The following is a 12,969-nucleotide window of genomic DNA, read 5'->3' on the forward strand; positions in this document are numbered from 1 at the left end:
GAACAGGTCGTTCTCAAGGAGAAAGATCATGTTCAAGCAAACGATGATCGCAGCCGCTACTCTGGCGGCCGCTGCCTGGGCAAATCAGGCCGGCGCGGAAAACTATGTCACGCTTGGCCGCCTGGTCTGCGGATCGGATGGCGGCCAGGGTCTGATCATCACCTCGCAAAAGAACCTTATCTGCACCTATACGCCGGCATCGGGCGGCGCCAAGGCTGTGTATGCCGGTAAAATCGAGAAGTTCGGCCTCGACATCGGCCAAACCGGCAAGAGCGTGATGATCTGGCAGGTGCTGGCAAAAACCGGCACGGATATGCCGCAATACGCGCTGGCCGGCGAATATTACGGCGTCGGGGCGGATGCGAGCATCGGTGCAGGCGCCGGCGCCAAGGTGATCGCCGGCGGCACCAACAAGGCGTTCATGTTGCAGCCGCTGAATGTCCAGGCCCAGGAAGGGCTGAACCTCGCCATCGGGGTCGAGAAGATGACGCTCGTGCCGGGCGAGGTATGACGGCACAGGCCATCCCCCTCAATCGAACAGCCGCCCGAGGGGCGGCTGTATCGGCGTCACCCATGCGCGATCGCCTTGTTGATATCCTCGGTCATTTTCTTCGCGTCGCCGAGCAGCATCATCGTGCCGTCCTTGTAGAACAGCGTGTTGTCGATGCCGGCATAACCCGAGCCGAGCGAGCGTTTGACGAACAGGCAGGTCTTTGCCCGGTCGACGTCGAGGATCGGCATGCCGTAGATCGGCGAGGTCTTGTCGTCGCGCGCCGCCGGATTGGTGACGTCATTGGCGCCGATGACATAGGCGACGTCGGCCTGGGCGAATTCCGAATTGATATCCTCGAGTTCGAAGACCTCGTCATAGGGAACATTGGCTTCGGCGAGCAACACGTTCATGTGGCCGGGCATGCGGCCGGCGACCGGGTGGATCGCATATTTCACTTCGACGCCGTTCTTCTTCAGATTGTCGGCGAGTTCGCGCAACGCATGCTGGGCCTGGGCGACCGCCATGCCGTATCCCGGCACGATGATGACCTTCGATGCATTGGCCATCAGATAGGCCGCATCCTCGGCCGAACCGAGCTTGACGGTCTTGTCTGAAGTGTCGGGCCCGCCGGATGCCGTCTCGCCGCCGAAACCGCCGAGGATGACGGAGACGAAGGAACGGTTCATGCCCTTGCACATGATGTAGGAAAGAATGGCGCCGGAAGAACCGACAAGCGCGCCGGTGATGATCAGCGCCAGATTGCCGAGTGTGAAGCCGATGCCGGCCGCAGCCCATCCGGAATAGGAATTCAGCATCGAGACGACGACCGGCATATCGGCGCCGCCGATCGGCACGATCAGCAGAACGCCGAGCGCCAGTGACAGCGCCACCACCGCCCAGAAGTCGAAATGGCTTTCGGTGGCGGCAAGCCCGATGATGAACAGCACGATCAGCACCAGCAGGGTCGCATTGATCATATGCCGGTAAGGCAGCAGGATCGGCTTGCCGGACATGCGCCCATCGAGCTTCAGGAAGGCGATGATCGAGCCGGTGAAGGTCAGCGCACCGATCGCCACGCCGAGCGCCATCTCGACGCGCGCCTCGGTGTGGATCTGGCCGATCTCGCCGATGCCGAAGGAGGCGGGGGTATAGAGCGCCGAGGCCGCGACCAAGACGGCGGCAAGGCCGACCAGCGAATGGAAGCCGGCGACGAGCTGCGGCATCGAGGTCATGGCGATGGTGCGGGCGACATAGGCGCCGACGCTGCCGCCGATGGCAAGGCCGAGGATGATCAGCACGAAGCCGCCGAAATTGGGCGTCGCCAGTACCAGCGTCGTCAGGATGGCGATCCCCATCCCGATCATGCCGTAGAGATTGCCCCTGCGGCTGGTGGCCGGATGCGAGAGACCCCGCAGTGCCAGGATGAAGAGAACGCCAGAGACGAGGTAGAGGAAGGCTGCGATATTGGTCATCGGTTCCTCACCGGTCTTTCTTGCGGTACATCGAGAGCATCCGCTGCGTCACGAGGAAGCCGCCGAAAATGTTCACTGAGACGAGCACGAGCGCCACGAAGCCGAAGCCTGTCGCAAGCCGGCTTGTCGAGATGCCGACCGCCAGAAGCGCGCCGACGACGATGACGGAAGAGATCGCATTGGTGACCGCCATCAGCGGCGTGTGCAGCGCCGGTGTCACCGACCACACGACATAATACCCGACGAAGATCGACAAGACGAAGATCGCCAGTTGGAAGACGAAGGGATCGATCGCCCCGCCGGTCGCAGCACTGGCCGCCTCAGGTGCATGGGCCGCCGCCGTGACAACGGCGGTCACCGCCTGGTCGAGCTGTTCCAGCGCTCTGTCCATTGCTTCACTGGCCATCACAGATCTCCCTTCTTCGCGCCGCCGAAGGCGGGATGAACCACGTCGCCGGCATAGGTCAGCATCGTCGCCTTGACGAGCTCGTCGTCGAGGTTGACGACGACGCTCCGGCTTTCCTTGTTGACCATGGTCTCCAGGAAGGTGACGAGGTTCTTGGCGTAGAGCGCCGAAGCGCTGGCCGCGACCCGGCCCGGCATATTGGCGAAACCGATCACCTTGACACCGTCGACATCGGCGATCTCGCCGGCGACGACGCCCTCGATATTGCCGCCGCGCTCGACCGCGAGGTCGACGGCGACCGCGCCCGGCTTCATCGCTGCGAGCATGGCGCGCGAAACAAGCCGCGGCGCCGCGCGGCCGGGGATCAGCGCGGTGGTGATGACGATATCCTGCTTGGCGATATGTTCGGCCACGAGTGCGGCCTGCTTGCCCTGATAGTCGGCGGACATTTCCTTGGCATAGCCGCCGGCCGTTTCCGCCGCCTTGAACTCCTCGTCCTCGACGGCGATGAACTTGGCCCCGAGCGAGGCCACCTGCTCCTTGGCGGCCGGGCGCACGTCGGTGGCCGAGACCGCAGCACCCAGGCGCCGTGCGGTGGCGATCGCCTGAAGACCGGCGACGCCGGCGCCCATGACGAAGACCTTGGCGGCCGGCACGGTGCCGGCAGCCGTCATCATCATCGGCATGGCGCGGTCATAGACCGCCGCCGCCTCGATGACTGCCTGATAGCCGGCGAGATTGGCCTGGGACGACAGCACATCCATGGACTGGGCGCGGGTAATGCGCGGCATCAGTTCCATCGCGAAAGCCGAGAGGCCGGCGCCTGCCAGCGCCGCGATCGCTTCGTCATTACCGTAGGGATCCATGATGGCGATGACCACGGCACCGCTTTTATAGCCCGAGATTTCCTGTTCGGTCGGGCGGCGCACCTTCAGCACGACGTCGGCGGAGGCTGCATCGGCAAAACTGCCGATCCTGGCGCCCGCAGCCTCGAACTCTCCGTCCGGAACACGCGACGCCGCACCGGCACCGGCTTCGACGACGATGTCGAAGCCGAAACTTTTCATTTTCTTCACGGTCTCGGCGGAGGCCGCGACGCGCGTCTCCTCACCCGCAATTTCCCTTGCAACGAAAACGATATTGCCCAACTGCCCCCTCCTCCGGGTCAGCCAGACCGCCGCAGGCTTCCCTGCGCAGGCCAAGCACCTAAAGCATGTCGCGCAAAACTGTCCGGCGGTTCTGCGATAACCATATGCGAGAAAATATAGACCTGAAGCGCGAGCAGCGAATCTGACCGATCGCGACGCGCTTCAGTGACAAGCTTCGGCGAAGCCCTCCCCCTTTGCCGCGATCAGCGGACCAGGAAGACGCCGGCAGCGAGAAGAATGATGAAGACGAAGAGGCCGCCGAGAAGGCCGGCGCCGCCGAAGAAACCTGCGGTCATCGCAAGCAGGAGGACGATGAGAAGCATCGAGCCGTATTTCGTGGCGGTGATGAACATGTCGTAGGTCTTTTCATGTTCCTTGTAATCCATCGGTGCCCCGGTCTCGACCGGTCCGGTATGATGTTCGGCCATAAATATCGTCTCCCTGAAATGCCTCTGCGCTGCCTGATTCCCTCGGCTGGCGAGGGAAATCCCTGCTTGCAGGAATTACACAATGACAGGCGAAAGCGCAATGCATGAGAATGCCGCAGACGCGCTTGATAACCGCCATGTCCCGTGGCTGGAACAGGCCTCAGGCGGGCGGCGCCGTGATCACAGCGGCAGGTCGGTGCCGAGTTCGCCCTGCGGCACGAAGCGCGCCGTCGGAATGATGGTGAGCGGTGGCAATGTGTCGTTGGGATTGCGCGAAAACATCATCCGCTGCTCACTGGCGCTGGAGATGAAGAAGGGATAACGCGTCAGCAGCTTGCGCCCGACCTCGATCACATTCGTCGCCATCAGCGTCATGTCGATCCCGTAATTCTTCGCCAGCCGGCCGGGCACGACCGTGTCGGCATAGAAGACCCGCTTGTAGAAGGCTGCATGCGGCGGCCGAACAAACTGGAGAACCCGGTCCGCGCGGAAATACGCGGCCGCGACGATGGTCGGCCGCAGCGTCAGATAGGGAACCCAGGGCAAATCGGCGGTGAGTTCGGGGTCGGCCGCGAAACGCGCCGGATCGATCAGCGTCAGCCCCGCATCCAGAAGCTCATCCATCGCCTCGGGAAAGGCGCCGCCGGATTGGCTGAGGCGATGCTCCGGTGTCACATAATGAACCCGGATGGTGCTGATCAGTTCCCCATAATAATACAGGCCGAAGATATAGGCGTGACTATCGAAATCGCTGTCGTCAAGCAGTCCCTTCGGGGCGAGCGCGAGCACGTCGTGGGCCTTGTAAGCCTTGTAGCGCAGGCGTTCCACCTGCTCCATGTCTTCGCTGCTTTCGACGCGGCGATATTCGACATGATCCAAAACTTCCAAAATTTTCGCGCTGAAATCGCTACGCTTGAACAGTGTCTCTGACATTTTCCCGATCCGCTCGTTAACGGATCATTAATCATATGCCGGCGGGATTTAGGCAAGGAAATCCGATAATTCGGGCCGTTTATAAAGTATTAAGGTTAACGCTGGGGAAAATTGTCAGAGGAAAGGCGGCCGATGCGGAGGCTCAGGCGACCTTGTTGCGCCGGCGCTGAACCGGGCGGCGGCCGATGCCCTGCTGCAACAGCGGGATATTCTGGGAAGGCACGGGCTGCGAGAAAACATAGCCCTGCACGAGATCGGTGCTGCGGTGCTTGTTGAGCAGAGCGAGCTGCTCTTCGGTCTCGACACCCTCGATGACGATCTTCAGGCCCAGTTCGCGGGCGAGGTGGACTGTGCCGCGCAGGAGTTTGAGGCGGCGGGTGTCCTCGACGATATTGCGGACGAAGGAGCGATCGATCTTGACGATATCAAGCGGCAGCGTGTCGAGATAGCTGAGGCTGGAGAAGCCGGTCCCGAAATCGTCGATAGCGATGGTGATGCCGCGGGCCCTGAGTTCGGCCAGGATGGCGCGCACGGCCGCCGGCTCGTCGATCAGGCAACTTTCCGTGACTTCGAGATGCAGTCGCGCCGCGTCGAGGCCGGAATTGGCAAGCGCATCGGCGACCACCTGAAGAATATCGGCATCCCTGAGATCCCGCGCCGAGAGGTTGACCGAGACGGCGATATGGTCCGGCCAGTTCATGCATTCGCTGCAGGCCTTGAACAGGACGAAGCGGGTGATATCGGAGATGATGCCCATATCCTCGGCGAGCCGGATGAAGACATCGGGCGGGATCGAGCCCTTCTCTGGATGCACCCAGCGCGCCAACGCCTCGGCGCATTCGATCCGCGAACCGTCGGCCCTGAACATCGGCTGGAAGACCAGATGCAGCGCTTGCGCCGAAACCGCCTCGCGCAGATCCGCCTTCAGCTTCTGCTGTTCGATGTAGCGGCCGTCCATCTCCCGCTCGAAGCCGGAGATGCCGCCCTTGAAGCGCGACTTGCTTTCGAACAGGGCAAGATCCGCCTTGACGCTCCATTCGTCCATGGCAAAGGCGGTGCTTTCGAGGATGGCGTAGCCGGCGCTGAGCGAAACGAGGAAAGTCAGCTCGTCGACCTCGTAGTGCCCCTGGATCGCGGCGTGCACACGGCGGATCTCGATGTCGAGCGAGGCCGGCTCCCTCGCATGCGGGAAGAACAGGATGAACTGGTCGCCCATCAGCCGGCCGAGAATGGCGTTGCCGGAGGCCTGCTTGACGCGGGCGGCGATAGCGCAGAGCAGATGATCGCCGGTGACATGGCCGCGCATGTCGTTGACATGTTTGAATTCGTCGATGTCGAGCACCATGAAGCCGAGGGGTCCGGTCTTTCTCGGATGTTTGGCGAGATACTCCTGCACCAGCTGCCCGAAATATTCCCGGTTCGGCAGGCCGGTCAGCGCATCGAAGCGGACCATGTGCATGATCTTCTGCTCCGCCTTCACCCGGCTCGACACGTCCTCGAAGATCAGCACGGCGCCGCCATCGGCCCTTCGGCTGGCGGAGAATTCCAGCGACAGGCCCTCGGGAAAATGAACGAGCGTGCGCGACAGGTTGCCTTCGGCGACCTGGGTGAGCTGGCGCAGGATGAGTTCCGGCTGCGAGGCGTCCATGAAGCTGTAGCGCGCGCCGTAGCGCAGCACGGCGCCGAGATCGCGGTCTTTCAGCCGCTCCGGCGCACCGATCTTCAGAAGCTCGCAAGCCTTGCGGTTGACGACCTGGATACGGTTTTCGGCATCGACCATGACCAGGCCATGCGGCATGTTGTTCAGCGCCGTATCGAAGCGGTCGGCGATGATGGTGATTTCCCGGCGCGCGATGACATTCTCATAAAGGAACTCGCGCACGCCGTTCGCCATCGCCCGCGTCGTCAACCAGAAGGGAATGAGGAAGATCGACAGCAGGCCACGATAGAAATCCAGCGCCATCAGGCTGCAGACGATCATCGGCAGACAGCAGGAGAAGGTCTGCAGGTCGACCGCCAGGCGTGAACCGTAATTGCGGCCGACGACGGAAACCATGGTCGCCATGGTGACGGCGATGCAGGCAAGTTCGGCAAAAGAATCGTGAACGACGAAGATGGCGTAACCGCTGGCAAGGCCAAGCAGCGCGGTGGTGCAGGCCGCACCGGCAACCAGGATCCGCTCCCAACGCTCGATTCCGGCGTGCGACAGGCTCTCCTTGTCGACCCCATCGAACTGCCGGAAAATGACCATGCGAATGCAGAAGACCAGGAGGAAGGCAGCGGCCAGCAGGATGTAGACGAAGGATTGGGTCTTGGCGGCAACGGCAAGGCACGTCGCGACGTGCACGATCACGCCGGCAAGAAGCGTCATGCGGTTCCCGGAAAGGGAACTCACAAACGACAGATACACATCTAAAGGGACCCTGTTCGGGTTATCTGGCTTCATCCACACTTTCCCTGTGCGCGGGAATTCTAAGCCCAACCCTTTAAAAATTGATTTCAATGGAATCAAACATTTGGTCAAATTTTCTAAAACCAGAGGATGAACCGTGCAGCTTACACGCGTTATTGCAGCCTCTTGGCGAGGTTGTTGAAATTTTTATCCACGCCTGGGTTGTCGAATTAGTATCCGGCCACACCACCGGGTCACGCCATCTAAGACTATACTCCAAGCCGAGGCATTTATCCTTCCAATTTCGAAGGCCGTGGTCTACATCGATTGCAAGAGGGAAAGCTGCCGGAAAAACGGCAGGGCAAAAACAAGGGAAACGAATGTCGGGACTTCTGGCGGCAAGCCGGCTGATCGATTCGGTCAGTCGGATCATGGGCAAACTTTCCGAATATATGGTGCTGTTCTGCTGTCTGATCAGCGCCGGAAACGCCATCGTCCGCTACGCCTTCAATTACAGTTCGAACGGCTGGCTCGAGATCCAATGGTATCTCTTCGCCTTCGTCGTCATGCTCGGCGCCTCGCATGCGCTGCGCAACAACGAGCATGTTCGCGTCGACCTGATCTATGGTTCGGTTTCCGACAAAGCCAAGATCTGGATCGACATCGTCGGCCTCATCGTCTTTCTCATCCCGGTTTGCGTCTTCCTCACCTGGATCTGCTGGCCCTTCTTCACGCTGTCCTATCAGCAGGGCGAAATATCGGGCAATGCCGGCGGGCTGATCCGCTGGCCCGTCAAGCTGGTCCTTGTCGCCGGTTTCGCATTGCTCTCCCTTCAGGGCGTTTCCGAGCTGATCAAGCGGATCGCCGCCCTGACCGGCCACATCAAGATCGACACGACATACGAAAAGCCGCTGCAATAGCGCTCCCGGGGAGAAACGGATTTGTTTGATTTCGGCATCATCCCGCCGGCGATGTTCCTGGGCATGGTCATTTTCATGCTCTACGGCTTTCCGGTCGCCTTTTCGCTGGCCGCCGTCGGCCTGTTCTTCGGCATCATCGGCATCGTCACCGGCCATTTCGGCGAAGTCTTCCTGCAGGCGCTGCCGCTGCGCTTCTTCGGCATCCTTTCCAACGACCTGCTGCTCGCCATCCCCTTCTTCACCTTCATGGGCGCGGTGCTGGAGCGCTGCGGGCTCGCCGAAGACCTGCTCGAAGGCACCGGCAAACTTTTCGGTGGCATACCGGGCGGCCTTGCCTATGCCGTCATCCTCGTCGGCGCGGTTCTCGGCGCCATCACCGGCACGGTCGCCGCCTCCGTCATCACCATGGGCGTGATCTCGCTGCCGATCATGCTGCGCTACGGTTACAACCCGCGCCTTGCGACCGGCGTCATCGCCGCCTCGGGCACCATCACCCAGGTGATCCCGCCCTCGCTCGTGCTCGTCGTTCTCGCCGACCAGCTCGGCCGGTCGGTCGGCGACATGTATCTCGGCGCGATCGGCCCCTCGATCCTGCAGGTGTCGATCTTCGTGCTCTTCATCCTGGTGATGTCGATCATCCGGCCGAAATCGATGCCGCCGCTGCCGAAGGAAGTGCGCGGCGACTTCAACTGGGCGCTGCTCGCCAAAGTGCTGATGGGCATGGTGCCCTCGATCGTGCTGATCTTTCTGGTGCTCGGCACGATCTTCATGGGCCTTGCGACGCCGACGGAAGCCGGTGCGCTGGGCGTTGTCGGCGCCATGGCGCTCGCCGCCATGAATCGCCGCCTCACCTGGCCGCTGATCCGCGAGGCGATGGCATCGACCACCCACATTACCTCAATGGTGGTGATGATCCTGATCGGCTCCACCTGTTTCAGCCTGGTCTTCCAGGGCATGGACGGCTCGCGCTGGATCGAACACATGCTGTCGGGCCTTCCCGGCGGCCCGGTCGGCTTCCTGATCTTCGTCAATATCTTCATCTTCGTGCTCGCCTTCTTCCTCGATTTCTTCGAGATCGCTTTCATCGTCATCCCGATGCTTGCCCCCGTCGCCTCCCATCTCGGCATCGACCTGATCTGGTTCGGCGTGCTGATCTGCGTCAACATGCAGACGAGCTTCATGCATCCGCCCTTCGGCTTCGCGCTGTTCTATCTGCGCTCGATCGCCGGCAAGGACGTCAAGACCTCGGATATCTACATGGGTGCCCTCCCCTGGGTCGGCATGCAGCTGATCCTGGTGGCGATCGTGATCTTCTGGCCGCAATCGGTGACTTATTGGCTGGATCACGGCCCGAAGGTCGACCCGAACTCGATCAAGATCGAAGTCCCGGGCTTCGGAGGCCAGCTCGGCCTGCCGCCGCTGGGCGGCGGCGGCAACGGCTCGCCGCAGATCCCCGGCCTGACCCTGCCGCCACTCGGCCTGCCGGGAGCACCGCCGCCTCCCGCCAAATAACCCCGCCACATAACAGGGCCAAAACAAAACCCCGGATCAAGCGATCCGGGGTTTTGTCATGCGTTGGTGTCATGCGCCGAAGGAAGCCCTCAGAGCTTTCCGGCCCGCTGCTGGATCATCATGAACGTATCGAAAGTGTATTCCGAAAGCTGCATCCAGAGATAGGCGTCCCGCTTAAAGGCGGTCTGATCGTCGTAGATCTTCTTGAAATACTGGTTGGTGCCCGAGATTTCGCTGTAGATGCCGGTTGCCGCCTGGAAGCAGGCTTCCATGATCTCCTGGCTGAACGGGCGCAGCGTCGCACCTTCTGCAACGAGCTGCTTCAGCGCCGTCGGGTTTTTCGTATCGTACTTCGCCAGCATGTTGGTGTTGGCGAAGGCGCAGGCGTCGGTCAGCGCTGCCTGATAATGCTTCGGCAGGTTGCTCCATTTCTCGAGGTTGAAGAAACCGTGCACCGTCGGGCCACCTTCCCACCAGCCGGGATAGTAGTAGTACTTCGCCACCTTGTGGAAGCCGAGCTTCAGGTCGTCATAGGGGCCGACGAATTCCGCCGCGTCGATCGTGCCTTTTTCCAGCGCCGGATAGATGTCGCCGCCGGCGATCTGCTGCGGGATGACGCCGACCTTCTCCATGACGCGACCGGCAAGGCCTGCAATGCGCATCTTGACGCCCTTGAGGTCGTCGAGCGTATTGATTTCCTTGCGGAACCAGCCGCCCATCTGCGCGCCGGTATTGCCGGCCGGCAGTGCATACATGCCCTGGGTGGCATAAAATTCGTTCATCAGCTTATTGCCGTTGCCCTCGTAATACCAGGCATTGGTCAGGCGGCTGTTCAGGCCAAACGGAATGGCCGTTCCGATGGCATAGGTCGGGTCCTTGCCGACGAAATAATAGGAGGTCGTATGAGCTGCCTCGACCGTGCCGGCGGCCACCGCATCGACGGCCTGCAGGCCGGGCACGATTTCACCGGCCGCAAAAGGCTGGATCGTGAAATTGCCGTCCGTCGCCGCGGCGACATGCTTGGCGATATCCTCGGCGCCGCCATAGATCGTATCCAAGCTCTTCGGAAACGACGACGTCATGCGCCACGCGATCTTCGGATTCTCCTGCGCGATCGCAGGCGCTGCCAATGCAGTTGCGGCGACCGCGCCGGCGCTGGCGGTTCCCGCCTTCTTGAAAAACGAACGACGATCCATCAAAAACCTCCCGTATGGATGGCACTGCGCGGCCAATCTTCACCCCACCCGCAGCCGGCGCAAACCTAAGCATGGCGGGGGCCGCGATTCAAGCTTTAGTCTATTAGCCTTTGGCATCAAGACGGCAATAAGGCAATGCGCGTGCCCCTATCAAAATCAGCGGCTTAGCGGCGAACCCGGAGCCACCGGGCGCTTCCGCCGTATTTTGGCCACCACGCGCAGCCAAGCGTTGACTTAAGGGCCATTCTGGCGCCAGAAACAGCAAGCACAGAGATTTTTACCGGAGTTGCTATGACGAAACCGATCGTTGCCATTCCTGCCGATATCCGCAGCTTCGACGGCGCGACCTGGCATGCCGTGCAGCATCAATATCTGCGTGCTGCCTTGAACGCGGCCGGCGTCATGGCCTTCATCATCCCCGCTTTCGAGCAAGGCTACGATACCGACGCGATCCTCGACCGCGTCGACGGCCTCCTGGTTTCCGGCTCGGCCAGCAATGTGCATCCCTCGCTCTACGGTGCCGAGGCGAGCGACAGGGACGGTCCCTTCGACCCTGCCCGTGACGCCATCAGCCTGCCGCTTATCCGCCGCACCATCGACCGCGCCATCCCGCTGCTCGCCATCTGCCGCGGCATCCAGGAGCTGAACGTCGCGCTCGGCGGTTCGCTGGCAAGCGAGATCCAGGAGCAGCCGGGCATCTCGGACCACCGCCGGCCTGAGGGCGTCGACCGCGACGGCATGTACGCCATTCGCCAGAGCGTCCACGTCAAGGAAGGCTCCTGCATCGCGACTATTCTCGGCCCCGGCGAGGTTCGCGTGAATTCCCTGCATCGTCAAGCGATAGCCAGGACCGCACCGCGCCTGCAGGTGGAAGCGATCGCCGAAGACGGCACGGTGGAGGCCGTCTCCGTCATCGACGCCAAGGCCTTCGCCGTCGGCGTGCAATGGCATCCGGAATATTGGGCCGAAACCGACGAGCCTTCGAACCAGCTATTTGCCGCTTTCGGCGATGCCGTCCGCGCCTACGCCGCCGGCAAGCTGCCGCTCACCCCCGCGCAGGCGATCGCCTGATGGTGCGACACCGGCGAAGCTGAAAGCGTGCTGTTTTAACGCTTCTGCGGCGTCTCCGGCACCGGCGTCAGCGCAGCACCTTTCTCGAACCAGGCGATGAGATTGTCGGCAACGAGATCGGCCATCGCGTTGCGGGTCGGCACCGAAGCCGAGGCGACATGCGGCAGGAGCACCGCATTGGCCGGTTCCAGCAGGCAAGCCGGCACGGTTGGCTCGTCATAGAAGACATCGAGGCCGGCCGCTCCGAGCGCGCCGGAGGCAAGGGCTGCGCTCAGCGCCGCCTCGTCCACCGTCCAGCCGCGGCCGACATTGACGAGAATGCCGTTCGGGCCGAGGGCGGCCAGAATATCGGCATCGATCGTCATGTGCGTCTGCGGCGTCTTCGGAACGATGGCGATCAGCGTATCCACCGCTTCCGCCAGCCCCTTCAGCGTCGGATGATAATCATAGGGTGCATCGGCATGGCGCGACCGCGTGTGATAACTGATCTTCACCTTGAACGGCTCCAGCCGCTTGGCGATCTCAAGCCCGATGCGGCCAAGGCCATAAAGCCCGACATGGCGGCCCTTGAGCGAGAAACGCGACAGCGGATAGGCCGTGCCCGGCTTCCAGTTGCCCGCCCGCAGCCAGGCCTCGGCCCGCGGCAATTCGCGGACGGTGTTCAGCAGCAGACCGATCGCCGTATCGGCGACTTCGTCGTTCAGCACATCAGGCGTATTGGTGACGACGATACCCTTTTCGGCGGCCCGCTTCACATCCATGCCGTCATAGCCGACACCGAAACTGGCAATCACTTCGACATGCGGCAGCTGGTCCATCCACACACCCGGGAAAGCGCCGGAGACGGCGACACCGCGGATGCGGCCGGCGGTCTCGGCGTCGAGCGCAAGCCTTTCCTCGCGCGCGACGGCGATGATGTCAAAACGATCCTCCAGCCTTTCGAGAACGCGCTCGTGTATCTTCCCGGGAACGAGAATGGCGATGCGGGACATGGCTTT

At 61.9% G+C, this 12,969-nt stretch carries 12 protein-coding genes; 4 read left to right on the top strand and 8 right to left on the bottom strand.

Annotated elements, in window-relative coordinates; genetic code table 11:
• Positions 1–28: 28 nt before the first annotated feature.
• Positions 29–511 carry a DUF992 domain-containing protein gene (locus BBJ66_RS26510; protein ID WP_049734744.1) on the top strand — a complete coding sequence of 161 codons (483 nt, stop codon included), beginning with the start codon at positions 29–31 and terminating at the stop codon, positions 509–511.
• Positions 512–567: 56 nt separating this feature from the next.
• Here BBJ66_RS26510 and BBJ66_RS26515 read toward each other — a convergent pair whose 3' ends face one another.
• From BBJ66_RS26515 to BBJ66_RS26540, 6 genes are all read right to left on the bottom strand, one after another.
• The gene (locus BBJ66_RS26515) at positions 568–1,965 is read right to left on the bottom strand and encodes an NAD(P)(+) transhydrogenase (Re/Si-specific) subunit beta (protein ID WP_071091020.1); all 1,398 of its coding nucleotides are present in this window, start codon (positions 1,963–1,965) and stop codon (positions 568–570) included.
• A 7-nt stretch (positions 1,966–1,972) separates the two neighbouring features.
• Complete coding sequence (locus BBJ66_RS26520) at positions 1,973–2,371, bottom strand: proton-translocating transhydrogenase family protein (protein ID WP_071091022.1); 399 nt, start codon at positions 2,369–2,371, stop codon at positions 1,973–1,975.
• On the bottom strand, positions 2,371–3,519 hold the full coding sequence (locus BBJ66_RS26525; RefSeq protein ID WP_049734746.1) for a Re/Si-specific NAD(P)(+) transhydrogenase subunit alpha: 1,149 nt from the start codon (positions 3,517–3,519) through the stop codon (positions 2,371–2,373). Before BBJ66_RS26525 ends, BBJ66_RS26520 begins: the two co-directional genes overlap by 1 nt.
• A gap of 203 nt (positions 3,520–3,722) precedes the next feature.
• Complete coding sequence (locus tag BBJ66_RS26530; protein WP_049734747.1) at positions 3,723–3,947, bottom strand: aa3-type cytochrome c oxidase subunit IV; 225 nt, start codon at positions 3,945–3,947, stop codon at positions 3,723–3,725.
• A gap of 180 nt (positions 3,948–4,127) precedes the next feature.
• Positions 4,128–4,880 (bottom strand): N-acyl amino acid synthase FeeM domain-containing protein, encoded by a 753-nt coding sequence (locus BBJ66_RS26535; RefSeq protein WP_071091024.1) that lies wholly within the window; start codon positions 4,878–4,880, stop codon positions 4,128–4,130.
• 142 nt (positions 4,881–5,022) lie between these two features.
• Positions 5,023–7,326 carry a putative bifunctional diguanylate cyclase/phosphodiesterase gene (locus BBJ66_RS26540; RefSeq protein WP_071091027.1) on the bottom strand — a complete coding sequence of 768 codons (2,304 nt, stop codon included), beginning with the start codon at positions 7,324–7,326 and terminating at the stop codon, positions 5,023–5,025.
• A gap of 326 nt (positions 7,327–7,652) precedes the next feature.
• Between BBJ66_RS26540 and BBJ66_RS26545 the strand changes: the two genes are divergently transcribed.
• A complete protein-coding gene (locus BBJ66_RS26545) occupies positions 7,653–8,192 on the top strand; it encodes a TRAP transporter small permease subunit (protein ID WP_049734749.1) in 540 nt (179 codons plus the stop codon).
• A 21-nt stretch (positions 8,193–8,213) separates the two neighbouring features.
• A complete protein-coding gene (locus BBJ66_RS26550; protein WP_071091030.1) occupies positions 8,214–9,704 on the top strand; it encodes a TRAP transporter large permease in 1,491 nt (496 codons plus the stop codon).
• An 89-nt stretch (positions 9,705–9,793) separates the two neighbouring features.
• Here BBJ66_RS26550 and BBJ66_RS26555 read toward each other — a convergent pair whose 3' ends face one another.
• Positions 9,794–10,900 (bottom strand): TRAP transporter substrate-binding protein, encoded by a 1,107-nt coding sequence (locus BBJ66_RS26555; RefSeq protein WP_007631767.1) that lies wholly within the window; start codon positions 10,898–10,900, stop codon positions 9,794–9,796.
• A gap of 291 nt (positions 10,901–11,191) precedes the next feature.
• Here BBJ66_RS26555 and BBJ66_RS26560 point away from each other — a divergent pair, with 291 nt between their 5' ends.
• Positions 11,192–11,971, top strand: coding sequence for a gamma-glutamyl-gamma-aminobutyrate hydrolase family protein (locus BBJ66_RS26560; protein WP_049734751.1), 780 nt, complete (start codon positions 11,192–11,194; stop codon positions 11,969–11,971).
• Between the two features lie 35 nt (positions 11,972–12,006).
• Here the strand turns inward: BBJ66_RS26560 and BBJ66_RS26565 are convergent, their stop codons facing one another.
• Complete coding sequence (locus tag BBJ66_RS26565; RefSeq protein ID WP_071091033.1) at positions 12,007–12,963, bottom strand: 2-hydroxyacid dehydrogenase; 957 nt, start codon at positions 12,961–12,963, stop codon at positions 12,007–12,009.
• Positions 12,964–12,969 lie beyond the last annotated feature (6 nt).

This window comes from Rhizobium sp. RSm-3, assembly GCF_001854685.1.
Taxonomy (GTDB): domain Bacteria; phylum Pseudomonadota; class Alphaproteobacteria; order Rhizobiales; family Rhizobiaceae; genus Rhizobium; species Rhizobium ecuadorense.